The organism is Quadrisphaera setariae (assembly GCF_008041935.1).
GTDB classification, from domain to species: Bacteria; Actinomycetota; Actinomycetes; order Actinomycetales; family Quadrisphaeraceae; genus Quadrisphaera; species Quadrisphaera setariae.
Genome location: NZ_VKAC01000007.1, coordinates 23,899 through 47,487, shown reverse-complemented (window position 1 = coordinate 47,487; position 23,589 = coordinate 23,899). Strand labels below are relative to the sequence as shown.

The 23,589-nt window shown below is 75.8% G+C and carries 19 protein-coding genes and 1 pseudogene; 13 read left to right on the top strand and 7 right to left on the bottom strand.

Going from position 1 to position 23,589, the window contains the following annotated elements:
- Nucleotides 1-18: 18 nt before the first annotated feature.
- A complete protein-coding gene (locus FMM08_RS12585) occupies nt 19-1,131 on the bottom strand; it encodes a spore photoproduct lyase family protein (protein ID WP_147926728.1) in 1,113 nt (370 codons plus the stop codon).
- 175 nt (nt 1,132-1,306) lie between these two features.
- On the opposite strand from FMM08_RS12585, the gene FMM08_RS12580 reads away from it, so the two are divergent.
- Nucleotides 1,307-1,735 carry a VOC family protein gene (locus FMM08_RS12580; RefSeq protein ID WP_222710724.1) on the top strand — a complete coding sequence of 143 codons (429 nt, stop codon included), beginning with the start codon at nt 1,307-1,309 and terminating at the stop codon, nt 1,733-1,735.
- 225 nt (nt 1,736-1,960) lie between these two features.
- Here the strand turns inward: FMM08_RS12580 and FMM08_RS23040 are convergent, their stop codons facing one another.
- Nucleotides 1,961-2,404: a hypothetical protein gene (locus FMM08_RS23040; protein ID WP_187279734.1), complete on the bottom strand. Its 444-nt coding sequence runs from the start codon at nt 2,402-2,404 to the stop codon at nt 1,961-1,963.
- An 11-nt stretch (nt 2,405-2,415) separates the two neighbouring features.
- Nucleotides 2,416-2,994, bottom strand: coding sequence for a hypothetical protein (locus tag FMM08_RS12570; protein WP_147926727.1), 579 nt, complete (start codon nt 2,992-2,994; stop codon nt 2,416-2,418).
- A gap of 84 nt (nt 2,995-3,078) precedes the next feature.
- Between FMM08_RS12570 and FMM08_RS23680 the strand changes: the two are divergent.
- Nucleotides 3,079-4,041, top strand: a pseudogene (locus tag FMM08_RS23680) (phosphotransferase enzyme family protein).
- Between the two features lie 964 nt (nt 4,042-5,005).
- Here FMM08_RS23680 and FMM08_RS12560 read toward each other — a convergent pair.
- On the bottom strand, nt 5,006-5,341 hold the full coding sequence (locus FMM08_RS12560) for a hypothetical protein (RefSeq protein ID WP_147926726.1): 336 nt from the start codon (nt 5,339-5,341) through the stop codon (nt 5,006-5,008).
- Nucleotides 5,342-5,493: 152 nt separating this feature from the next.
- Here FMM08_RS12560 and FMM08_RS12555 point away from each other — a divergent pair, with 152 nt between their 5' ends.
- Both FMM08_RS12555 and FMM08_RS12550 read left to right on the top strand, forming a co-directional pair.
- On the top strand, nt 5,494-6,852 hold the full coding sequence (locus tag FMM08_RS12555; RefSeq protein WP_147926725.1) for a methyl-accepting chemotaxis protein: 1,359 nt from the start codon (nt 5,494-5,496) through the stop codon (nt 6,850-6,852).
- Nucleotides 6,853-6,916: 64 nt separating this feature from the next.
- Nucleotides 6,917-7,459 (top strand): GNAT family N-acetyltransferase, encoded by a 543-nt coding sequence (locus tag FMM08_RS12550; protein ID WP_187279733.1) that lies wholly within the window; start codon nt 6,917-6,919, stop codon nt 7,457-7,459.
- A gap of 10 nt (nt 7,460-7,469) precedes the next feature.
- Here the strand turns inward: FMM08_RS12550 and FMM08_RS12545 are convergent, their stop codons facing one another.
- Entirely contained in the window at nt 7,470-8,240 is a 771-nt protein-coding gene (locus FMM08_RS12545; RefSeq protein WP_147926723.1) for a GntR family transcriptional regulator, read from the bottom strand.
- 108 nt (nt 8,241-8,348) lie between these two features.
- Between FMM08_RS12545 and FMM08_RS12540 the strand changes: the two genes are divergently transcribed.
- The 6 genes from FMM08_RS12540 to FMM08_RS12515 all read left to right on the top strand — a co-directional run bounded on the left by FMM08_RS12540 (nt 8,349) and on the right by FMM08_RS12515 (nt 15,587).
- The gene (locus FMM08_RS12540) at nt 8,349-9,452 is read left to right on the top strand and encodes an SIS domain-containing protein (RefSeq protein WP_147926722.1); all 1,104 of its coding nucleotides are present in this window, start codon (nt 8,349-8,351) and stop codon (nt 9,450-9,452) included.
- 16 nt (nt 9,453-9,468) lie between these two features.
- Nucleotides 9,469-10,632, top strand: a complete 1,164-nt coding sequence (locus tag FMM08_RS12535; protein WP_439653562.1) for an N-acetylglucosamine-6-phosphate deacetylase — start codon at nt 9,469-9,471, stop codon at nt 10,630-10,632.
- A gap of 151 nt (nt 10,633-10,783) precedes the next feature.
- Nucleotides 10,784-12,250: a four-carbon acid sugar kinase family protein gene (locus FMM08_RS12530; protein WP_147926720.1), complete on the top strand. Its 1,467-nt coding sequence runs from the start codon at nt 10,784-10,786 to the stop codon at nt 12,248-12,250.
- A gap of 43 nt (nt 12,251-12,293) precedes the next feature.
- Nucleotides 12,294-13,205, top strand: a complete 912-nt coding sequence (locus FMM08_RS12525; protein ID WP_147926719.1) for an NAD(P)-dependent oxidoreductase — start codon at nt 12,294-12,296, stop codon at nt 13,203-13,205.
- A gap of 66 nt (nt 13,206-13,271) precedes the next feature.
- Nucleotides 13,272-14,771 carry a GntP family transporter gene (locus FMM08_RS12520; protein ID WP_147926718.1) on the top strand — a complete coding sequence of 500 codons (1,500 nt, stop codon included), beginning with the start codon at nt 13,272-13,274 and terminating at the stop codon, nt 14,769-14,771.
- A 120-nt stretch (nt 14,772-14,891) separates the two neighbouring features.
- Nucleotides 14,892-15,587: a FadR/GntR family transcriptional regulator gene (locus FMM08_RS12515; protein WP_147926717.1), complete on the top strand. Its 696-nt coding sequence runs from the start codon at nt 14,892-14,894 to the stop codon at nt 15,585-15,587.
- 88 nt (nt 15,588-15,675) lie between these two features.
- Here the strand turns inward: FMM08_RS12515 and FMM08_RS12510 are convergent, their stop codons facing one another.
- Nucleotides 15,676-16,680: a M48 family metalloprotease gene (locus FMM08_RS12510; protein WP_147926716.1), complete on the bottom strand. Its 1,005-nt coding sequence runs from the start codon at nt 16,678-16,680 to the stop codon at nt 15,676-15,678.
- A 103-nt stretch (nt 16,681-16,783) separates the two neighbouring features.
- Nucleotides 16,784-17,116: a BlaI/MecI/CopY family transcriptional regulator gene (locus FMM08_RS12505; protein WP_147926938.1), complete on the bottom strand. Its 333-nt coding sequence runs from the start codon at nt 17,114-17,116 to the stop codon at nt 16,784-16,786.
- Between the two features lie 156 nt (nt 17,117-17,272).
- Here FMM08_RS12505 and FMM08_RS12500 point away from each other — a divergent pair, with 156 nt between their 5' ends.
- Genes FMM08_RS12500 through cydC form a run of 3 tightly spaced genes read left to right on the top strand, consistent with a single transcriptional unit; the run spans nt 17,273 to nt 23,544 of the window.
- Nucleotides 17,273-18,829, top strand: coding sequence for a cytochrome ubiquinol oxidase subunit I (locus FMM08_RS12500; RefSeq protein WP_147926715.1), 1,557 nt, complete (start codon nt 17,273-17,275; stop codon nt 18,827-18,829).
- 32 nt (nt 18,830-18,861) lie between these two features.
- Nucleotides 18,862-19,896, top strand: a complete 1,035-nt coding sequence (gene cydB, locus FMM08_RS12495) for a cytochrome d ubiquinol oxidase subunit II (protein ID WP_147926714.1) — start codon at nt 18,862-18,864, stop codon at nt 19,894-19,896.
- Nucleotides 19,897-19,923: 27 nt separating this feature from the next.
- Nucleotides 19,924-23,544: a thiol reductant ABC exporter subunit CydC gene (gene cydC, locus FMM08_RS12490; protein WP_147926713.1), complete on the top strand. Its 3,621-nt coding sequence runs from the start codon at nt 19,924-19,926 to the stop codon at nt 23,542-23,544.
- Nucleotides 23,545-23,589: the final 45 nt, after the last annotated feature.

The following is a 23,589-nucleotide window of genomic DNA, read 5'->3' as shown; positions in this document are numbered from 1 at the left end:
CCGAGGAGGGGCGGGCGGTCAGAAGGCGTACCGGACGGTGAGCCAGGGGGTGCGCTCGGCGATGAGGTCCAGCAGGCGCTGCACCCACACCGCCTTCCAGCGCGCCCGGTACCTCACGTTCTCCATGCCGTTGTGGGAGCGCTTCGACTCCTGCACGTCGGGGCGCCACAGGGCCTCCTCGCCCTTCGGGTGCCAGCCGAGGTTCACCTCGTGCAGGCCGGCGTTGTGCGTGAGGAAGATGACCTCCGCCGCGCACTGCGCCTTCGACCGCGGCGACAGCGCGTCGTCGAGCTGGGCCAGCAGCTCCGCCCACTCCTGCAGCCACCCCTCGTGGACGATGACGGGGGAGAGGTTGAGGTGCACCTCGTACCCGGCCTCCACGAAGTCGTCGACGGCGGCGATGCGCTCGCGCACCGGGTCGGTGCGGACGTCGACGAGCTTGGCCATCCGCTCCGGCATCACCGAGAAGCGCACCCTGGTCCGACCGCGCGGGTCGTAGGTGAGCAGGTCGCGGTTGACGTGCTTGGTCGCGAAGCTCGCCTTGGCCGTGGGCATCTGCGCGAACGCGGCCACGAGGTCGCGCACGTTGTCGGACACCACCGCGTCGACCGAGGCGTCGGAGTTCTCCCCGATGTCGTAGACCCAGGCGACCGGGTCGCACTGGTCCGGTCCCGGCTTCGCGCCCTGCCGGGCGACGTGGCGCTGCAGGTAGCCGACCACGTCGTCGCTGTTGGCGTAGACGGTGATGGGGTTGGCGTACCCCTTGTGCCGGGGCACGTAGCAGTAGGCGCACGCCATGGCGCAGCCGTTGGACAGCGACGGCGCGATCCAGTTGGCCGACCTGTCGTTCTTGCGCGCGGTCATGCTCTTGCGCACTCCGAGGGCGAGCACCTCGGTCTTGGTGCGGACCCACCGCTCCACGCTGGCGTCGTCGCCGTGGACGGCGGGGACCCGCAGCGCGGAGGCGACCTCCACCACCTCCGCCTCGGGCCAGCGCGCCACCACCTGCTGCCCGCGGGGCAGCTCCAGCGCGGCCGGCTCGGCGTAGACCGTGCGGACGTCGAGGAGGCGCCGCGGCCGGGCGACCGGCGCCGGCCCGGTCGGCGTCGCGGGCCGTGCGGACGTCGTCACAGCAGCGTGAGCGCGGCGACGAGCAGCAGCGTCACCACGAGGCTGATGACCAGCGACCCCAGGCAGCCCGCCCGGTTGCTGAAGAAGAGGAACACCGCTCCAGCATCGGCGCCACCTCCGACACCCGCCCGGCGACGGCCTTCCCGGTGTCGGACCCGCGTGCCACGGTGCCTGCATGACCGTGCCGTCCCGCATCTCCATCGTCACGCTGGGCGTGGCCGACCTCGCCCGCGCCACCGCCTTCTACGAGGCGCTCGGGTGGAGGCGCCGCCCCGAGTCGCAGCCGACCATCAGCTTCTTCGACAACGCCGGCTCGATGCTCGCGCTCTTCGAGCAGGGCGCGCTCGCGGAGGACGCCCGCCTGCGGCCGCCGTCGGAGCCCGCGCAGCCCGGGGCCTTCCGAGGCGCCACGTACGCCATCAACTGCGACTCCGACGACGACGTCCTCGCCGTCCTCGCCGCTGCGGAGGCCGCCGGCGCGACCACCAGCAAGCCGGCCGAGCGCAGTCCGTTCTTCGACGGCCTCGACGGGTACTTCCTCGACCCGGACGGCCACGCGTGGGAGGTCGCGCACAACCCCGACCTGCACGGCCTCCCTCGCTGAGGGACCCGGCGAGGGGTCATCTCGAGGGTGGCGTCGGCGTCGTCGTCCAGCCAGAGCCGCGCTGCTGAGCCCGCCTCGCGCGTGAGGTGGGAAGGGGTACCGCTGGTACGAGAAGAGCCCCAACCGGGGGGAACGGCTGAGGCTCTCGTCGACGACGGTAGGGCTCGAGGCTGTGCTCCTCCTGGGTGGACCGTGCGGCTGGGCTGGGCGGTGCTGGCGGGGGCTTCATCCCACCCCCAGGTGCGCGCGGAACTGCTCCAGGCGCGCCACTGCGCGGTCGTCCACGCCCGGGAGGGAGATCGTGGAGCCGTCCGGTGTGCGGACCGTCGGCCAGCTGGCCCACGCGGCGCGCGGGTAGACCTCCATCACCTGGTCCCAGGGCAGGTAGCGGTCCCAGTCGAGCCCGTGGACGAGCAGGCCGTCGCCGCTCACCGCCGTCGACGCCACCTGATGAGCCTGCCGCCGCCGTCGGCGGTTCAGGGTGCTGATGGACCCCACGCCGAGGTAGGCCAGCGCGAGGGCCCAGTTCCTGGCGACGAGGAACGCCCCGACGCACACGACCCAGAGGCCGACGTGCAGCCAGGAGGCGCGCACGGGCGACAGGCGCGGCGGGGCGGCGTGCACGCGCAGGACGTCGTCCCACGCCCCAGCGCTGCCGTCAGCCTCCACTGCAGCAGCCCTCAGTGCTCGCGGGCGGTCTTGAGGGCGCGGGTCAGTCCCTCCACGTCGGCGACGTCGTACAGCCCGAAGGCGGGCTGGCCCTGCCAGCCGAAGAAGTCCATGCCCGTGTTCGCGTACAGAGCGGCGGGGGACCAGGCGCCGCCCCCGCCGACGGTCACGGTGACGTGGCGCCGGTCCCGCCCGCAGCGGACCGACACCGAGGCCTGCTGCAGGTCGGCGTCGGAGACCTCGGTGGCCCCGGTCAGCGCGAGCGCACGCTGGTCGGTGACGGCGTAGCGCGTGCGCCGCTTGGTCCACCGCTTGACGAAGAACCTGCCCACGAGCATGTAGAGCCCGATCAGGGCGAACACGCCGCCGAAGGCGACCAGACCCATCGGAGCGCCACTGCTGACCACGCCGTGGATCCAGAACGCGATGAAGCCGAACCAGAAGAGGCTGAACGGCACGAGGAAGGCGTCGGCCCGGGTGAACAGCACCGACGGGTCGGGCTCGCCCGTCCACAGCAGGGTCTCGCCGCGGTGCAGCTGCTCGGCCAGCGGTCCCTCGGTCGCAGGACCTTGCTCACGTCCTGGATCCACGGATGGTGACCCTAGGCACATCCTGATCACCGGCAACCCGAGCGACCGCCTACCGTGCGGACCGTGCTGCCCGCCGGTCTGTCCATGCTCTGGGAACCGGTCGACGCGCCGACCGCGCTGCGGGAGCGGTTCGGCTTCGCCGGCTTCGCCGACCTCACCCGCTGGACGACGACGACGCTCGCGGCCACGTGGGGCCTGACCGTGACCGCCGTCCCGCGGGTGGTCATCAGCGACCGCAACGCCATCGCCTGGGCCGCCAGCAGCTCCGGTGACCTCGTGGTCAAGTGGTCGTCCGCGCGCTCGACCTTCGACAGGCTCCAGGCCCTCGCGCGGGTGCTCCGCCTGCTCGCCGCACGCGGCGTCCCCGTGGCGGAGCCGGTGCCCGCGCTGGACGGACGGGCCCGCGTCGTCGTCCCTGGACCGCTCGGAGCGCTGTCGGTGGCCGTGCTGCCGCACGTGGAAGGTGACTGGCTCGACGTCACCGAGCTCGACGCCGTCCGCGCAGCGGGCGCCGCCCTGGCGCACCTGCACTCCGCGCTCGCGGACGCTCCGGCCGAGGTGGTGGCTGACCTCCCGTCGGTCCCGGGCCGGTGAGCGGCGGGTCCGCTGGGCCAGCACGTCGGCTCCTGGCTCGCCCACCGCGACCGGGGCCTGGTGCCGGAGGCGTCGCGCCGGTTGGCTGCGCTGGTCACTGAGCTGCCCGAGCTCGACGACGCCCCGCAGCTGGTGCACGGGGACTTCCGCGCCGCCAACGTCCTGGTGCGGGGGAGCGAGGTGGTCGCCGTCCTCGACCTCGACGAGGCCTCCGTGAGGCACCGCGTCGACGACCTCGCCCAGGCGTGCACCTACCTCGGCACCCGCTTCACCGGGTGGGCGCCGACGCCGCCGGTGGCGCAGCGGGCGCTCGTCGAGGGCTACTCCGCGGTGCGGCCCCTCGACGGCCTGGAGCGCCGCTGGTTCGAGGCGCTGCTCCTGGGGCACGGGATCACGGCCGTCTCCGAGCCGGGCGACCCCGCCGGGTGGGCCGCAGCCGTCACCGCCGGGTGATCAGCGGCGCTCCCGCCTCGACGTTGCGCGGTCGGCGGAGGGGGCTGGCCCACGCGGCCGTCACCTCTGGGCTGGGCCTGGTGTTCCTCGTGGTGGGTGTCGCCGGTCTCGTCGGCGCGCTGGTGAGCTGGTCGTGCTGTGGACGTCCGGGGTGGTGTCCGCTGCGGAAGGAGACGGTCGGGGAGCCTCGGAGGATGCGTCCCGTGGCGGTGAACGAGGCACTACCGAGTGTGAGGTCGTCGCAGAGACGGGAACCTCGACTTCCGTGGACCATGCCCCTGTGCAGGGGTGTTGCACGCCCGTTCGACTGTCGGCGCTCACTCCTAGCGTCCTTCCCGTGACCTGGACGGCCGCCGAGACGCCCCACGAGGGCGACCCCGGCGCCGTGGCGGGCGGTGGGGCCCCCAGCTCGGAGTGGGTCGTGCCGCCGCTGCCCCCGGGGGCCCTCGGCGCCGACCCCGCGGCCCGTCAGGACGGCGCCGGGCCGGTCCCCGGTCCCGCGCCCCTGCCGCTGACGTGTCCGCTGGCCGAGGCGCTGGCGGCCACCCGTGCCGGAGCACCACGGCATCCTGCTGTGCGGCCGCCACCACATCCTGGTCACCCTGGGCGTGTGGGAGGTGCGGATGATCCACGGAGCGCCGCAGGTGCGGCCTCCCGCCAGCAGCGACCCGCTGCAGCGGTGGCTGCTCAGTCCCCGCCGGGCCGTGGAACACACCACCGCGCGGCGTGCTGAGCAGCTGCTGCTCATGACCACCACGCCCACCGACCGAGCGCACCCCCACCACCTGAGCCGTCAGCGCCGGCAGCACGGGTGGAGCGGCCACGCGCCACCGCCTGGTCACGCTCAGCCACCAGAGCGTGACGAGGGTCCACCCCCCCCGGCATCCCCTCGGCACGCAGCACCTGCGACTGCTGACCGAGCCGGCCCAGCAGACCCAGGTCGTCGCGTCGCTCTCCGCCCGCCTCACCCCGCGGGCTGCGCCACCGTGCCCCCGAACCGCGCCTCGGACAGCCAGCAGCGCTGGCCCCGCACCACCACGGCGCCGTCCCCGGTGCACGGGTCCCACCCGTCCGGACCCACGTGGCCGGGCACCCACCCGCCCAGGGGCGAGCCGCTGTCGCCGCCGAGGGCCGCCGGCAGGCCGTGGGCCTCGCAGGTGGCGGACCCGGTGCACGCCGCGCACAGGGCGTGCGGGTAGCGAGAGGCCTGCACGGCCGGCCTCCCGCACGTCGGGAAGGTGCCGAGGTAGCCGCCGGGCAGGAAGGCGGTGGTCGCCACCCGCGGGTCGCCGTCGTCCACGGGCTGAGCGTGCGACGGACGGGCGCGCAGCGCCAGAGGACCTGCCGGGGCGGCCGGCCCGACTCCTCGAGAGGGACGGGCTTGAGGAGCGGCCTCCGGCGGTCGATGAGGACAGGAAGACCACCCAGTGCGGAGTCCAGCAGGAGGCCCCCTTGTCCCGCGTCGTCGTCCCCGCCCTCGTCGGCTCCCTCGCCTGCCTCGGGACCGCAGGGACGGTCGCCCTCGACCTCCCGACGACGGTCGGGCTGGCCACGGCCGTGGCGGGAGCTGCGGCGACGGCGGTGCTCGGGGCCCGCGCCCACCGCGCGGAGCAGCGCCAGGCGGCCACCGTCCGCGAGGGTCTGGCAGCCCTCCACCGCGGAGACCTGAGCCGCTCCAGCGCCGACGACGTGGTGGGTTCTGCGCTCGCGTCCCTCGTCGAGCGGCTCCGGCCCGTCGCCGGGTCGGTCGAGCTGCTCGGCATCGCCGGCCAGGAGATGGGTCTGACGGGACGCACCATCTCCGACGGCGCCCGTGACACGGCCGCCTCGGCGGTGGACCTCGCGACGGCGAGCGACGACGTCTCCGAGAAGGTCGCCGCGCTCGCCGCGGCCGGCGAGCAGATGCAGGCGGCCATCTCCGAGATCGCGCGCAGCGCCTCCCTCGCCGTCGGCTCGGCGGCTGAGGGGGTGGACGCCGTGGTGGTCGCCGAGGAGACGATGGGAGCGCTGGAGCGGTCCAGCGACCGCGTCGGCCACGTCGCGCGGGCCATCACCGACATCGCCGAGCAGACCAACCTGCTGGCCCTCAACGCCACCGACGAGGTCGCCGAGACCGTCGCGCAGATCCAGGGCGACACCGCCTCCGCCATCGCAGCCATCCGCACCGTGCGGGGCCTCATCGACGCCATCAGCGAGTTCCAGCACTCGATCGCGGCGGCCGTGGAGGAGCAGACGCTCTCCACCCAGTCCATGACCGCCACCACCACCGACCTGGCGCGCCAGGCCTCGACCATCGCCTCCTCCACCGCGACGGTGGCCGAGCTCGCCAGCCGCACCTCGAGGGCGGCCCTGCGCAGTCACCGCGTGGTCGACGAGCTCACCCGGATCACCACCGGCCTGCGCAGCAGCACCGGACAGGTGCACCTGCCCGCCCCGGAGGAGGTGCCGGGCGGCTTCGAGATCGCCTGGGACCGCGCCGCCAACCGCCTGCAGTTCACCGAGTGGGGCGACTGGGACCTCGAGGTGGCGAAGGCCTTCTCCCGCGACCTCACCGCGGCGATCGGCGAGCACCGCCCCGGACGGACGGTGCTGTGCGACATGTCCCGCATGGGGCCGACCACCCCTGACGTGCAGGAGCTCATCGAGGGGACGATGGGCGTCGCCGCCCGAGCGCAGATGGCGTTCGCCGTCATCGTGCTGCAGGACCCGCTGGTGGCGATGCAGATGCAGCGCTCCTCGGAGGCCCAGGGCGCCCCCATCGCGTACGCCAGCTCCCGCTCCGAGGCCGAGGCGCTCCTCGCGGCGCGCTGAGAGCTTCCTGCGCCCTGCAGGGGAGGGCTTCCCTCGGGTGGGACGCCGTTGTGACAGTGCACGGGTGACTGGCGCTGACCGTCGACGTCCCCCCGCCGCACTGGCCGCGCCGCCGTTCGCGCTGACGGCGGTGACCGAAGAGGACTGGCCCGTCGAGGTGGCGCTGTCCGCGACGCCGGACGTCGCGGCGTGGACCTACTACCCCGCCGGGCTGGACGAGGCGGCCGCGCGCGCCCGGCTGCTCCGCCAGCAGGCGCGGGCCGCCGAGGGGCTCGTGCAGCGCTACGTGGTGCGCGACGGGGCCGGGACGGCGCTGGGCACCTGCGGGATCACCGGGCTGCCCGCCGACGAGCCCGAGGTCTTCTACGCGCTGCTGCCCGCCGCGCGAGGGCGCGGAGCAGTCACCGCGGCGGTGCTCGCCCTGGTCGCGTGGGCGGAGGGCGCCGGGTACGGGTCGGTGGCGCTGATGACGGTCGAGGGCAACGCCGCCAGCGAGCGGGTGGCGCAGCGCGCCGGGTTCACCGAGCGCGGGACGAGCACGGGGGAGCAGCGCGGCCGGCAGGTGGTGCTGCGGCGCTGGGCGCGGCCCACCTCGCCGGCTTCTTGAGCGTCGCCGGTCAGGACGGTGGGGTGCGGTCCAGGGTCGTGCTCACGCTGTACCGGTCAGCGCGGAACCACGACGTGGTGCGCTCGACCACCACGTCGCCGGCCCTCGTCGTCCTCGTGAAGACCAGCAGCGGCGAACCGGCGGAGGTGTGCAGCAGCTCGGCCTGCGCGCGCGTGGTGACCTCCGCCGTGAGCAGCTGGTCGCCCGTGGTCGGTGACAGGCCGTACTCGCTGCCGAGGACGGTGTAGAGCGAGCCCGCCAGGTCGTGCTCGAGGAACCCGGGCAGCAGGTGCGCGGGGAACCAGCTCTCCTCCAGCGCCAGGGGGGAGCCGTCGGCGAGGCGCAGGCGCTCCACGCGCCAGGCGCCGGGGCGGCCGGCCGGGCGAGCGGACAGCCGCAGCGCGGTGGCCACCTCCTCCGGCGGGTCCGCGGCGTCCGCGCGCAGCACGCGCGTCGACGGGACGAGGCCGCGCCGGCGCACGTCCTCGGTGAACGACGCCAGGTGCAGCTGGGTCTGCAGCTGGCCGGCCGCCACGTACGTGCCCTTGCCGTGCACGCGGTAGAGGACGCCTTCGTGCACGAGGTGCCCGATGGCCTCGCGCACGGTCTGCCGGCTGACGCGGTGGCGCTCCACCAGCTCGCGCTCGGACGGCACCGGCTGGTCGGGCCGCAGGTCCTCGCGGGCCGTGCGGCGCAGGATGGCGATGAGCTGGTCGCGCTTGGGCACCGGCCCGTCGACGACGACGGCAGCGGTGGCTCGGGTGCTGGCGTCTGCCTCCACCGGTCCTCCTCGAGGTGCTGTGACTGACTGGTCCGCACTGGTACGGTCCAGTTGACCCGACCCTGACGCCGACACGTCCCCGCGTCAAGCGCACCCCGGAGGATCCCCGTGACGCTCTCATCCCCGTCCGAGAACCGCGCCGGCCAGCGCGGAGATGGGGCCCAGCGCGGGCGCCTGGTCCTCGCGGAGATCGCCGAGCAGCCCGCCGTCGCCGAGCGCCTCGTCAGCGCGGCCCAGCAGCCCGCCAGCGCCGGCGGCGAGCTCCAGCGCGTCGCCGCCGCCGTCCGCGCGGCCGCCCCCCGGATGGTGCTGCTCACCGCCCGCGGGACCAGCGACCACGCCGCGCTGTACGCCAAGTACCTCGTGGAGGTGCAGCTCGGTCTGCCCGCGGGGCTGACCTCCACCTCCACGCTCACCGTCTACGGCGCCCAGCCGGACCTGCGCGGCGTGCTGTGGATCTCCGTCAGCCAGTCGGGCGGGTCCCCCGACCTCGTGGAGTCGACGGCCGCCGCTCGCCGCGCCGGCGCTCTGACGCTGGCGGTCACCAACAACGCCGCCTCCCCGCTGGCCCAGGCCGCGGAGCTCCACCTCGACGTGCTCGCCGGCCCGGAGCTGGCCGTGGCCGCCACCAAGAGCTACACCGCGCAGCTGCTCACCCTCTGGCTGCTCGTGCAGGCGTGGCGGGGTGCGTCCCTGGAGCCCGCGGCGGCGCTGCCGTCGCTGCTGGCCACCGCGGTGGCCGAGGACGACGTCGACGCCGTGGCCGCCCGCTACCGCTTCGTGGACCGGCTCGTGCTCACGGGCCGCGGCTTCAGCTACCCCACCGCCCGCGAGGCGGCGCTGAAGCTCATGGAGACCTCCTACCTGTCGGCGATGGCCTTCTCCGCCGCGGACCTCATGCACGGGCCCCTGGCCATGGTCGACGCCGACCGCCCCGTCGTCGTCGTCGTCCCCGAGGGGCCGGGCGGTCAGGCGCTCGTCCCGGTGCTCGACGCCCTGCACGAGCGCGGCGCCGACGTGTGCGCCGTCGCGCCCAGCGGGCTGGCGCCGCACGCCACCGTGAGGCTCGCCCTGCCCTCGGGCATGCCCGAGGACCTCGCGCCGGTGGTGCAGATCGTGCCGCTGCAGCGGCTCGCTGCGCACATGGCGCTGGCCCGCGGCCTCGACCCCGACTCCCCGCGCGGCCTGCGCAAGGTCACCGAGACGCGCTGACCCTCCCGGACGAGCGATGATGACGGCGACGGCCCCGGCGTCCGTGCTGCTGCGCGGCGAGGTCCACACCGGCCGGCGCGTCTTCACCGACGGTTGGGTGCACCTCGCCGGAGGTCGGGTCACGGCCGTCGGTGCGGGCTCCCAGCCCGCGCCACCCGCTGAGCGCGAGGTGCGGGGGCACCGGGTGGTGCCGGGGTTCGTCGACGTGCACTGCCACGGCGGGGGAGGGGCCGCCTTCGGCGCGGACGGTGGTGACCCCGAGCGCGAGGTGGAGGCGGCGCGGACGGTCGCGCGCACCCACCGCGAGCACGGCACCACCACGCTCGTCGCCTCCCTCGTCACGCGGCCGGTGGCCGAGCTGGTGGCGGTGGCGACGGCGCTCCAGCCGCTCGTGCGCTCCGGAGAGCTGGCCGGCGTGCACCTCGAGGGACCGTGGCTCGACCCGGCCCACCGGGGCGCTCACGCGCCGTCGCTGCTGCGGGTCCCGACCGAGGACGACGTCGACGCGCTGCTCGCCACCGACGTCGTCGTGATGGCCACGGTGGCTCCCGAGCTGCCCGGGGGCCTGGCGCTCGTGAGCCGGCTCGCCGGTGCCGGCGTGCTGGCGGCCGTCGGGCACACCGGCGCCGACGCGGGGGTGGCGCGCGCCGCCGTCGACGCGGGCGCGCGCGTGGCCACCCACCTCTTCAACGCGATGCCGCCCGTCCACCACCGCGACCCGGGCCCCGTGGTCGCACTGCTGGAGGACGAGCGCGTGGTGGTGGAGCTCATCGCCGACGGCGTGCACCTGCACCCCCTCGTGCTCGCCCACGCCGCGCGGGCCGCCGGTCGCGGGCGGTGGGTGCTCGTCACCGACGCCATGGCAGCCGCCGGCAGCGGCGACGGCCGCTACGACCTGGGTGGCCTGGCGGTGTCCGTGGTGGACGGGGTCGCGCGGCTGGCTCCTGAGGAGGGTGAGGCCGGGGGACCGGGGGCGATCGCCGGCAGCACGCTCACGCTCGACGCCGCGCTGCGGTGTGCGGTGGGTGCCGGGCTGCCGTTCGCCGACGCGCTCGCGGCGGTGACGTCCACGCCGGCCTCGCTGCTGGGTCGGGACGACCGCGGTCACCTCGAGCCCGGCGCCACCGGTGGTGCCGTGCTGCTGGACGCCGACCTGCACGTGGAGTCGGTCCACCTCTGAACCCCGCACCCGCCGTGATCATGGGCGCCGCGTCCATGATCACGGGGTGGTCCGTGGGCAACATCCATGATCACGGATGGGCTCGGGGTCGCGAGCAGCCAGTCACCTGTCGTTAGATGTCTGACATCAGATGACAAGGGAGTTGATCTGGATGGCCGCCGCAGCCACCCCCACCTCGCCCGAACAGCTCACGGGCGACCTGCCGCCGCACGCCGTCGAGGCCGCCGACGTCGCCACGCGCGTCGCCGCCGCGGGCCGCGTGCTCGTCGTCCTCGACGACGACCCGACGGGCACCCAGTCCGTCCACGGCGTGCCTGTCCTCACCAGCTGGACCGAGGACGACCTCGCCTGGGGCCTGCAGCAGGGGGCGCCCTGCGTCTACGTCCTCACCAACACCCGCGCCCTGGGCCCCGACGACGCCGCCCGCACCAACCGCGAGGTCGTCGGCGCCGGGGTGGCTGCGGCCCGCCGCCTCGGGGTGGACGTCAGCTTCGTCTCCCGCGGCGACAGCACGCTGCGCGGCCACTTCCCCCTCGAGACCGACGTCATCACCGCGACCCTGCGCGAGCTCGGGGAGCCCGTGCCCGACGCGGTGCTCGTCGTCCCCGCCTTCCCCGACGCCGGCCGCATCACCGTCGACGCCGTCCACTACTGGTGCACCGGTGGCGCTGACGGCACCGGGGGCACCTGCACCCCGGTGGGGGAGACGGAGTTCGCCCGCGACGCCACCTTCGGCTACACCGCCTCCGACCTGCGCGACTGGGTGGCGGAGAAGAGCGCCGCGACCAGCAGCGCCACGCCCGTCACAGCCGCCGACGTGCTCGCCCTGACCCTGGCCGAGCTGCGCCGGGGACCCGAGGCCGCTGCCGACGTGCTGCGCGGGGCCCGCGACGGGCGCGTCGTGGTGGTCGACGCCGCCGACGAGCACGACCTGCGCGTGCTCGCCCTCGCCGAGGAGCTGCTGGCAGGAGAAGGGCGACGCTTCCTCCACCGCGTGGGGCCACCGTTCGTGCGGGCCCGCGTGGGCATGGAGCCCCGCGAGCCCCTGGCGCGCGAGGAGGTCCCGGTCGGGGACGCCCGCGGCGGGCTCGTCGTCGTCGGGTCCCACGTGGGGCTGACCACCCGCCAGCTCGAGCAGCTGCGCGGCGGGCACCCCCTGGCCGACCAGGTCGAGCTCGACGTGGCCTCCGTGCTCGACGGCTCCCGGCGAGAGGGGCACCTCGCCGCCGTGGTCGACAGGCTCGTCGCCGCCCTCGCCGACGGCGACGCCGTGGTGAGCACCTCCCGCGTGCTCACCACCGGAGGCGACGCCGCCGCCAGCCTCGACATCGCGATCGCCGTCTCGCGCGCCGTCGTCGAGGTGGTGCAGCGGGTGGTCGCCCGCACCGCACCGCGCTTCGTCGTGGCCAAGGGCGGCATCACCTCCAGCGACGTCGCCCGGTACGGGCTCGGCATCCGCCGCGCCGTGGTCCGCGGGCCGCTGCTGCCCGGTCTGGTGTCGCTGTGGGAGCCCGTCGAGGGCCCCGCCGCGGGCGTCCCGTACGTGGTGTTCGCGGGCAACGTCGGCGACGACGCTTCCCTGCTGGCCGTGGTCCGCACCCTCTCGGCCGCTCCCTGACGCACCTCACCTGTCTGCACCCCCTGACCCGGAGGACTCGACGATGAGCACCAGCACCCCCACCACCGCCGTCATCGGCCTGGGCGCCATGGGCCTGCCCATGGCCACCCGCCTGGCCAGCGCCCTGCCCGTGCGCGGCTACGACATCTCCGCCGCCCGCCTCGAGCTGGCCGCGCGGGCCGGCGTCACGACCGCCGGCTCCGCCGCCGACGCCGTCCGCGGCGCCCAGGTGGTGCTCGTGGCGGTCCGCAACGCCGCGCAGCTCGACGCCCTCCTCTTCGGTGGAGCCGACGACGACGGCGGCATCGCCGACCACCTCGACGCCGGCTCCGCCGTCGTCCTCACCAGCACGGTCGGCACCGACGGCATCGCGGAGCTCGCCGCTCGCCTGGCCGAGCGCGACGTCGACCTCGTCGACGCGCCCCTGTCCGGCGGTCCCGCCCGCGCGGGCGCCGGCGACCTGCTCGTCGTCGTCGGCGCCACCGAGCGCGCCCGGGCGACCGCGGCGCCCGTGCTCGACCTGCTCGCGTCCACGCTCACCGTGGTCGGTGACGCCCCCGGCGACGGCCAGGCCCTGAAGACCGTGAACCAGCTGCTGTGCGGCGTGCACATCGCCGCGGCGGCGGAGGCGCTCGCGCTGGCCGACGCCCTCGGGCTCGACCGGGAGCGCACCCTCGAGGCGCTGAACGCCGGCGCGGCCGGCTCGTTCATGCTCGGCAACCGCGGGCCGCGCATGCTGCAGGCCCACGACGACGGCGGCGCCGAGGTGCTCAGCCGCCTGGACATCTTCGTCAAGGACCTCGGCATCGTCGGGGACGCCGCCCGCCGCGCCCACCTGGCTGCGCCCGTGGCCGCCGCCGCCGAGCAGCTGTTCCTCCTCGGGGAGGCCGCCGGCCTGGGGGAGTCCGACGACTCCGCCGTCATCCGCGTGCTCACCCCGCAGCGCCGCTCCTGACCCGGAGCCTCTGACCCGCCGGCACCTGAGCCGGCACCCGCCCCTGCGCCACCCCGCCCGCAGGCGATGACGCCTGCCCGCCCCCAGGAGACCTCCGTGCTGCTCGCCGCAGACCCCGTCGCGCCCGAGGTGGCGCTGTCCACGCCGCTGCTGCTCGGCATCGCCGCCGCCGGCATCGCCGCGCTGCTCGTCCTCATCATCAGGTTCAAGGTCCCCGCGTTCCTCGCGCTGCTCGTGGTGAGCGTGCTCGTGGCGATCTCGGCACGGCTGCCGCTGGCGGACGTCTTCACGGTGGTGGCCACCGGTGTCGGCGCCACCATGGGCAAGGTCGCGCTGCTCATCGCCCTCGGCGCAGTGCTCGGCCGCCTCATCGAGACCTCCGGCGGCGTGCAGAGCCTCGCCGACAGGCTCACCTCCGCCCTCGGGCCGCAGCGCACGGCCATCGCGCTGACAGCGGTGGCGTTCCTCGTGGCGGTGCCGGTGTTCTTCGAGGTCGCCGTGATCGTGCTGGTCCCGGTGGTCTACGCCTTCGCCAAGGTGCTCGGCTTCCAGCCGATCCGCTTCGGGCTGCCGATGGCGGGCATCGCGCTCTCGGTGCACGTCGTCGTGCCGCCGCACCCGGGCATCGTCGCGGGCGCCGGCGTCTTCGGCGCCGACATCGGCCTCGTGCTGCTCATCAGCCTCCTCGCCTGCCTGCCGCTGGCGGTCATCGCGCACCTCCTGGGCCGCCGCATGACCCGCCACCCCCTGGCGGTGAGCGAGGCCGTGGCGCGCCAGGTGGAGGAGTTCGGCCGCGACGGCCTCGACGGGGGCTCCGCCGGTGCGCCGGGCGGCTCGGGCGGGGGTGGCGCGGGGACGACGACGGCGGTCGCCGAGCGCGTCCAGGCGCCGCCGAGCGCGGGCCTCATCGCCTTCCTCGTGGCGGCGCCCATCGCGCAGATCCTGCTGGGCACCGCCCTCACGCTCACCCTCGGCGAGGACCACCCCCTCTACGGGGCCGCCGCCTTCGTCGGCACGCCCGTCTTCGCGCTGCTCGTCGCCGTCGGCATCGCCTACTTCGCCATCCCGGTGCGCCGGCGATGGTCGCTGGAGCGCACCGGTGACGTGATGGAGGGAGCGCTGCCGCCGATCGCGGCGATCCTCCTCGTCGTGGCGGCCGGAGGCGTGTTCGGCGAGGTGCTGCGCGCCACCGGCATCGGCGCGGCGCTCTCCGGGGTGCTCGACACCCTCGGCCTGCCGGTCATCGTGCTGGCCTTCGTCATCACCCTCGCGCTGCGCGCCGCGCAGGGCTCCGCGACCGTCGCCATCGTCACCACCACGGGGCTCCTGGTCGAGTCCGTCACCGCCGGCGGGTACTCGCCGCTGCAGGTCGCGCTGCTCACCGTGGCCGTCGGGTTCGGCTCGCTGGGCCTGAGCCACGTCACCGACGCCGGCTTCTGGACGGTGACCCGGTACTTCGGCCTGTCCGTGGCCGACGGGCTGCGCACCTGGACCGTGCTCACCACCGTGCTGGGGCTGGCCGGCTTCGCGCTGGTCTGGGCCGGGTGGGAGCTCACGGGCGCCTGACGCCGCTCGGTCCTCTCCTGGTCGCCGTCGGCGCCCGGCCGCTGCGGCGGCGGGGCGCTGGCGGCGACCGTCGTCGTCGTTAGTGTGGCGACGTCCGCCCATCACGCTCGGAGGTCCCGGTTGGCGCGCGAGTCCCTGGTCGACGTCGTGGTCGCCGCCCTCCTCGAGCGCATCGCCGACGGGCGCACGCCCCCCGGTGAGCTTCTCCCGCCCGAGGCGGAGCTCGCCGAGGAGAACGAGGTCAGCCGCCTCACCCTCCGCGAGGCGCTCAAGGTGCTGCAGACGCAGGGCGTGGTGGAGGTGGAGCGGGGCCGCGGCACCCGCGTGCTCCCGGCGGCGCAGTGGACGTCCATCCGCGCCGTCGCCCACGTGCACGACCGCAGCGGCGGTGCCGACGCCCCGCTGCACCTGCTGCAGCTGCGCCGCATGGTCGAGACGGGGGCGGCCGAGCTCGCCGCGGCCCACCGCACCGAGGCCGACCTCGCCGACCTCGCGCGGCACCTCGACGCCATGCGGGCCGCGCACGAGCGCGGCGACGTCGCGGCGTTCGTCGCCGCCGACATCGCCTTCCACGACGTCGTGCTCCACGCCTCGGGCAACCCGTTCGTCGCCGTGCTGCTCGGCCCGCTCTCAGCGGTGCTGCGCGCCCGGCGCCACGAGACGTCGCGGCACGAGCCGGTGCAGGCCCACGCCATCGCCGAGCACGCGGGGGTGCTGGACGCGCTGCGCAGCGGCGACCCGGCGGCGTCGAGGGCGGCGATGGAGTCGCACATGGACCAGACGCTGAGGGACCTGCAGCACTACGTGCTCAGCTGAGGCCTGACCGGCGCACCTCGCCCTGGCACTGCGCAGGCGTGGGCGTGACGCCCATGTTCACGGTGGGGTGTGTCTGCAACTCCCATGATCACGGGCGGAGGAGGGGGAGGGTCACGAGCGCGTCGGTGAGCCAGGGCGCCACGAGCACCACCGGGGGGAGCACGAGCACCCCGGCGGCCAGCGCCAGCACGCCGGCCGAGCGCCACCGCCTCGGCAGCGGCCGCTGCAGCCGGTCGAGGCGCTGAGCGCGCTGCGCGGCGACGGCGCGGTCGTCGGCGGTCCGCTCGGCCTCGGTGCCGGCGGCGGCCAGCGCCCCGACACCCGGGTCGACCGCGGTCCCCAGCAGCTCCAGCGCCGAGCGCAGGGGGGCGTCGCCGCAGCGGCGACGGGCGGCGTCGTCGGCGGCGGCCTCCAGCAGCAGCTCCACCGCGCCGAGCGCGCGCTCGTTGCGCAGGGGCCGCGGCACCGCGCGGTGGAACGCCGCGAACGACTCCAGCACCACGTCGTGGCGGGCGTCGAGGTGGGCCTGCTCGTGCGCGAGCACCGCCCGCAGCTGCGCGGTGTCGAGCAGCCGCAGCGCGCCGTCGCTCACCACCACGCGGGGGCTGCGACCGGGCAGCCCGTACGCCAGCGGCAGGGGGGCGCCCAGCACGCGCAGCTGGCCGCGCACGGCCGCCGCGCGCTGGCCGTCGTCATCGGGGTCGTCACCGGCGAGGTCGCCGGCCAGGGCGGCGCTGCGCTCGGCGTCGTCGAGGAGGTCCAGCAGCTCGCGGTGCCGCGCGCGCCGCGCCGCGGAGCGCCGCATGACCCCCACCAGGCTCACCACCAGCCGCGCGACGATGAGCAGCGCCACCGCCAGCGCGCCGAACAGCCCCCACGCCGCGGCGGTGGGGCCGGCGCTGAGCGCCCCGCTGATCTCCTCCGGGGCGATGAGGACGACGGCGACCGCGCTCAGCACCGACGCCGCCACCACCGCCTGCCACAGCACCACCGAGGCCGTGGGGGTGGCCGCCGTCCACCGGGCCCTCGCCAGCGGCGCCGGCACCACGAGGGACAGCACCAGGCCGAGCAGGCCCAGTGCGAAGGCGGTCATGGCCCCGAGCCTGCCAGGGGCGCGGTCAGGTGGCGGGCGCGCCCGGCGCGGCGGTCACCGGGCGGCGTCGTCGCAGGGTGGCAGGGGTGCGGCCGGAAGGCCGTCAGCCGGCGGCGTCGAGGGCGGCGCGCAGCGCGGCGACCCCCTGCGGGCCGACGCGCCCCACGAAGTGCACCAGCGCAGCGTCGCGCGCGGAGGGGTCGGGGGCGGAGCCGAGCGCCTCGAGCATGAGGGCGGCGGTCAGCTCCTCGCGGCTCTGGGCGGGGGAGTAGCGGAAGGCGCGGCCGTCGCGCTCCTGGCGCACCACGCCCTTCTTGGCGAGCCTGTCGAGCACCGTCATGACGGTCGTGTAGGCGAGGTCGTCACCGCTGGTGCGCAGCTCCTCGTGCACCTGCCGGACCGTCAGCGGCTCGGTCGACGCCCACAGCCGGGCCATGACGTCGCGCTCGAGCGCGCCGCCCACGGGGCCACCGACCTTGCCGGCTCCCGCCGTCCCTGCTGCTGCCACGCCGCCGATGGTAACCGCATCCTGTGACGAGTACGACACGCGACGTACTACAGATCTGAGTACTACGAGTCGTAGTATTGATCCGTGGACGTCGTGGACATCACCCGCCTCCAGTTCGCCGTCGTGACGATCTACCACTACCTGTTCGTACCGCTGTCGATCAGCCTGGCGAGCCTCACCGCCGGGCTGCAGACCGCCTCGGTGCTCACCAGGGACCCCGAGCGCGCCCAGCGCCTTCGCCGCTCCACCCTGCTGGTGGGCAAGCTGCTGCTCGTCACCTTCGCCGTGGGCGTGGTGACCGGCCTGGTGCAGGAGTTCCAGTTCGGCATGGGCTGGAGCGCCTTCGCCCGGTTCTACGGCGACGTCTTCGGCCCCACCCTCGCCATCGAGGGCATGCTCGCCTTCTTCCTGGAGGCGACCTTCCTGGGCCTGTGGTTCTTCGGGTGGGACCGCCTGCCCCGCCTCGTGCACCTGGCGACCATCTGGGTGGTCGCGATCGGCACGCTCATCAGCGCCTACGTCATCCTCGGCGCCAACTCCTTCATGCAGCACCCGGTGGCCTACCAGCTCGACCCGTCCACGGGCCGCGCCCACCTGTCGAGCTTCACCGAGCTCATGACCAACCCGGTGCTCTTCGCGACCTTCCCCCACACCATCGCCGGCGCGGCGATGCTCGGCGGCGCGCTGCTGCTGTCCGTCGGCTCGTGGCGCCGCTGGATCGGTCCCGCCCCCGCCGGTGCGGCCGGGTCTCCCGAGGCCCGTGCCGTCGACCCCGACCAGCGCGCCTTCGCCGGCATCGCCCGCCTCGGCGCCTGGACCACCGTGGCGGGCGGCCTGGCCACCGCCCTCACCGGCGACACCCTCGGCAAGGTCATGACGTCGGTGCAGCCCATGAAGATGGCCGCCGCCGAGGCGCTGTACACGACGACGACGGGCGCACCCTTCAGCCTGCTCACCATCGGCAACCTCGACGGCTCCCGCCCGATCTTCAGCCTCGACCTGCCGTACCTGCTGTCGTTCCTGGCCACCGGTGAGTTCCACTCCACCGTCCAGGGCATCGACGACCTGCAGGCCCAGTACTCCCAGCAGTTCGGCCCCGGCGACTACGCGCCGGTCATCCCGCTGGCCTACTGGTCCTTCAGGGCGATGATCACCATCGGGCTGCTCGCCGCGCTCGTCGCCGGCGTCTACCTGTGGCTGACCCGCAAGGGCCTCGACCCCCGCGAGCCCAGGGCCAGCGCCCTGCCGTTCATGAGCCAGCGCCTCTTCCCGCGCCCGCTCGTGCAGCTGTCGCTGCGCATGCTGCCCACGCTGCCGCTGCTGCCCGCCGCCGCCGGCACCGCCGGCTGGGTGTTCACCGAGACCGCTCGCCAGCCCTGGCTCGCGTTCGGGCTGACCCTCACCAAGGACGGGGTCTCCCCGGGCCTCACCGCCGGCGAGGCGTGGCTGAGCCTCGCGGCGTTCACCGCGGTCTACGGCGTGCTCGCCGTCGTGTGGCTGCGGCTGGTGAAGCACCTGGTCGCCCAGGACCTCACCGACCCGCCCGTGCGCCCGGCCCCGCCGGCTTCCACGGGCGACGACGACGAGGGCGCGTCCGAGGCCTCCCCGGCTGCGCCGCGCGCCGCCGTGCCCAGCTACTGACCCGCTGACCCGCTGACTGGAGAGCAGAGACCGTGGACCTCGTCACCGTCTGGTTCGCCGTCGTCGTCCTGTGCTGGGTGCTGTTCTTCACCCTCGAGGGCTTCGACTTCGGCGTCGGCGTGCTCGCGCCCCTCGTGGGCCGCGACGAGCACGAGCGCGGCGCAGCCCTGAAGACCATCGGCCCGTTCTGGGACGGCAACGAGGTCTGGCTGGTCGCGGCGATCGGCGTCACCTACGCCGCCTTCCCCGCCTGGTACAGCGCGCTGCTGAGCGGCACCTACCTGCCGATGGTCGGCGTGCTGCTGCTCCTGGCCGGGCGCGGCGTGGCGCTGGAGTTCCGCGGCAAGCACGCCGACCCGCGCTGGCGGCGCCGCTGCGAGGTGGTCCTGGCGCTGTGCTCCGCCGGCGTCGTCGCGCTGTGGGGTGCGCTGCTGTCGGTGTTCGTGCGGGGCCTGGCCCTCGGCGCCGACGGCGAGGTGGTCGCCCAGCCCGGCCTGGCCGCTGGCCTGTCGCGGACCGTGGCCCCCCTGCTCACCGCCCAGGCCGCCCTGGGGGCGGTGGCCGCTCTCGCGTTCTCGCTGCTGCTGGGCGCCTGCTTCCTCGCTCTGCGGACCACCGGCCCGGTGCGGGTGCGCGCCCACCGCGTCGCCGCCCTCGCCGCGACGGTCGTGGCAGCGCTGGGGGCCGTCGTGGCCGTCGCCGGCCTGGCCGGCACGGAGCCGCTCGACGTCGGGCTCGTGGTGACCGGCGCGCTCGTGGCGGCCACCGCCGTCGCGGTGGCGGCGGCGGTGCGGCTGCGCCGCGAGGGCGTGGCGTTCACCCTGGCGTCGCTGCTCGTGGCCGGTGTCGTGGCCGCGGTCATGCTCGCCAACGGCGACGTGGTGCTGCCGAGCACGCTCGACCCCGCGTGGGCGCTGACCAGGGAGTCCGCGGCGGCCACGCCCGCCGCGCTGGGTCTCGTCACGGCCTTCGGCGCGGTGGTCGTGCCGGGTGTGGTGGTCTACCAGGTGTGGTCGTACTGGGTGTTCCGCCGTCGCGTCTCCAGCGAGCGCGTCGCCACCGCCTGATCCCCGTCCCTCCCAGCCGCCGTGATCATGGGCGCTAGCCACCCTGCGCGCGCCAGCCGCGGTCCCGTCGACCCGCGACTGCTGCGCCACGCACGCGCCGCCCGCCGCCCCGTGGCAGGTCTCGTGGTGGTCGGGGCGGCCCAGGTGCTCGTGACGCTGCTCGTGGCGGCGGCGGCCACCGGCGTCGTCGTCTCCCTCGTGGTGGCGGCGCGCGGCGGAGCCGTGACGTCACCTGCCGGGTACGGCCTGCCCGGTTGGGCGGGCGGCGGCGGTGGCCTGTCGCTGTCGCTGGCGGTGCTCGGGGCGGCCTTCGCCGCCCGGTCGCTGCTCGCGCGGGCCGAGTCGGTGCTGTCCGCCCGTGCCGGGTCGCTGGCCGTGGAGGAGCTGCGCACGCGGGTGCTCGAGGCCGCGCTGCAGCGCGGTCCCGCCTGGGTCGCCTCCCACGGGGCGGGCCGGCTGCGCGCACTGGTGGCGGCGACCACCGGTCCCGGCGCGAGCTCCGGCGGGGGAGCGTCCGGCCTGGACGCCCTGCGCCCGTGGTTCTCCGGGTACCTGCCCTCGCTCGTGGTCGGCGTGCTCATGCCGCCCGTGGTGGTGCTGGTGCTGCTGGCGGTCGACTGGCGCTCGGCCCTCATCGTGCTGGTCACGCTGCCGCTCGTGCCGCTCTTCGCCATCCTCATCGGCTGGGCCACGCAGCGCCGCGCCGCCGAGCGCGTCGAGGAGGGGGCGCGGCTGGCGGGGCACTTCCTCGACGTGGTGCGCGGTCTGGCGCTGCTGCGGGTGCACGGTCGGGCGCAGCGCCAGGTCGGCGAGGTGGCCGCCACCACCGAGCGCCACCGCGAGGCGACCCTGCGGGTGCTGCGCGTGGCGTTCCTGTCCTCCACCGCCCTCGACCTCGTCGGCACGCTGTCGGTGGGGCTGGTCGCTGTGGAGACCGGCCTGCGGGTGGCCGACGGGTCGATGCCGCTGGCCCCCGCGCTGCTGGTGATCCTCCTCGCGCCGGAGGCGTACCGGCCGCTGCGCGAGGTGGGCGCCCGCTTCCACGCCTCCGCCGACGCCGCCGCCGTGGTGGCCGAGGTCGACGCCGTCCTCACGTCCCCCCTTCCCACCCCCGATCGTGATCATGTGCTTCCCGTCGGTGGAGCCAGCGAGCAGGCACCCTCGGTGAGCGGCTCTGGGCTGCGCGTGCGGCACGCCGGGCGGTCCGTCGACGCCCTGGTCCTCGACGCGGTCGCCGTGCGCGGCGGCGAGCTCGTCGCGCTGCAGGGACCGTCCGGGGCGGGCAAGACGACGCTGCTGCGGGCGCTGGCCGGGGTGCAGCCGCTGACCTCCGGGTCGGTCGACCTGTCCGGCCAGGCGCTGCTGCTCACGCAGGACCCGCTGCTGCCCCACGCCCGCACCGTCCGCGACGCACTCCTCCTCGACGAGGAGCTGGCCGGGGTCCTGGAGGACGACGACGGGGTCGGCGCCTCGGGCGCCCCGCCTGACGCCGAGCTGCTGGCCTCCCTCGAGCTGGTCGGCCTGCGCGCCGAGGTGGAGGCGCTGCCCGCCGGTCTGGCCACTCCGATCGGTGAGCGCGCCGCGGGCCTGTCCACCGGGCAGCGCCAGCGCCTGGCGCTGACCCGGGTGCTGCGCGCTGCGGGGCGTCGCCCCGTGGTGCTGCTCCTCGACGAGCCGACCGCCCACCTCGACACCGCCTCCGAGGCCCGCGTGGTCTCCGCGCTGCGGGCCGCCGCCGACGCCGGCAGCGCCGTGCTCGTGGCCGCGCACCGTCCGGCGCTGCTGGCCGCCGTCGACAGGACGGTCGCCGTGACGCCGCCCCTCGCGGCAGCCACCCCCTCCGTGACCATGGTCCCCCGCAAGCGGGAGGTGCCCCCGTTCCGCAACAGTGCCTCAGGACGTGTTCCGGCGGCCCAGGAGCACGAGGGGGTTGTGCGCGACGCCGATGACCACGAGGGGCCGGGGGAGCAGCGGGGCGGCTGGTGGGCGCGGCTCGCGCGCGCGGCGGGGCGTCGGCCCGGCGCCGCCGTCGCGCTCGGCGCCGCCTCCTGGCTCGCGGGGGCCGCGCTGACCGCCGCCGCCACCTGGCTGCTCGTGCGTGCCTCCACCCTGCCGCCCGTGCTGACGCTGTCGGCCGCCGTCGTCACGGTCCGCGGCAGTGCCGTCGCTCGACCGCTGCTGCGCTACCTGGAACGACTCGCCTCCCACGAGGTCGCCTTCCGCCGCCTCGCTGGCTGGCGCTCCCAGGTGCTCGCCGACCTCGTCCCGCGCGTGCCCGGCCCGGGGGTGCTGCGCCGCGGCGACCTGCTCACCCGCCTCGTCGGGGACGTCGACGCCCGCCTCGACGGGCTCCTGCGCGGGCGGCTCCCCGCGGCCGCGGCGCTGGCGGCCGTCGTCGTCGTCCTCGGGGTGCTGGCCGTGCTGGACCCGCTGGCGGCGCTCGGCGCCGCCGTCGGGTTCGCCGTCGCAGCCGTCGCCGCACCGGCCGTGGCCGCGCGCGCCGCGCGCCGCACCGACGCCGCACTCGCCGCGGAGCGGTCAGCCCTCGCCGACGCCGCGGTGGAGACCGTCGACGCCGTCGACGAGCTCTCCGCCCGCGCCGCCACGGCCGGAGCCACCACCGCGCTGGCCGTGCCGCGCTCCCGCGGCCGCGAGCTGGCCGTCGCAGAGGTCCGCGCCGCGGGCTCGTCCGGCACCGCCACCGCCGTCGCGCACCTGGGCACGGGCCTCGCGGTGGTCGGTGCGGCGCTCGGCGCCTGGGCCGCGGTCGCCTCCGGCGGCCTGGGTGCAGAGGGAGCCGCTGTCGTCGTCCTCGTGGTGCTGGCGCTGGGGGAGCCCGTGCTCGGGCTCGTGGACGCCGCCGTCGCGCGCGAGCGCTCCCGGGCGGCCGAGCACCGGCTGGCAGCGGTGGCCGAGCAGCGGCCGTCGGTGGACGAGCGGCCCGGCCGCAGCGCCGCCGTGCCGGCGCGAGCGGCGCTGGAGGTCCGCGGCCTGGTGGCCGGGTGGGACCCGGACCGCCCGCCCGCGCTCGACGGGCTCGACCTGCGGCTCGCGCCGGGGGAGCGGGTCGCGGTGCTCGGGCCGTCCGGCTCGGGCAAGTCGACGCTGGGCGCCGTGGTCGCGCGCCTGCTCGACCCGCGCGCCGGCGCGGTGACCCTGGGGGGCGTGGACGTCCGCGACCTCGACCCCGCCGCCGTCCGCCGCCGCGTCGGACTGCTCAGCGAGGCCACCGAGCACCTCTTCGCCACCACGCTGCGCGCGAACCTGGCGCTGGCGGCGCCTGACGCCACCGACGAGGAGCTGGTGGGCGCACTCGTCCGCGTCCGCCTCGGCGAGTGGTTCACCCGGCTGCCCGACGGCCTGGACACCTGGCTCGGCGACGGCGGCTCCACCGTCAGCGGCGGCGAGCGGCGCCGGCTCGCGGCGGCCCGGGCGCTGCTGCCCCGGCCCGGCGTGCTCGTGCTCGACGAGCCCACCGAGGGCCTCGACGAGCCCACCGCCCAGGCGCTGATCGCCGACCTGCTCTCAGACGAGGACGACGACGGCGGACAGCGGCCCAGCGTGCTGCTGCTCACGCACCGGCGTGAGGGCGTGGACCGCTGCGACGCCGTGCTCGACCTCTCCGCCACCCTCTCGTCCCGCCCGTGATCATGGGAGTTGCGTGCATCGCGTGCACAGCTCCCATGATCACGA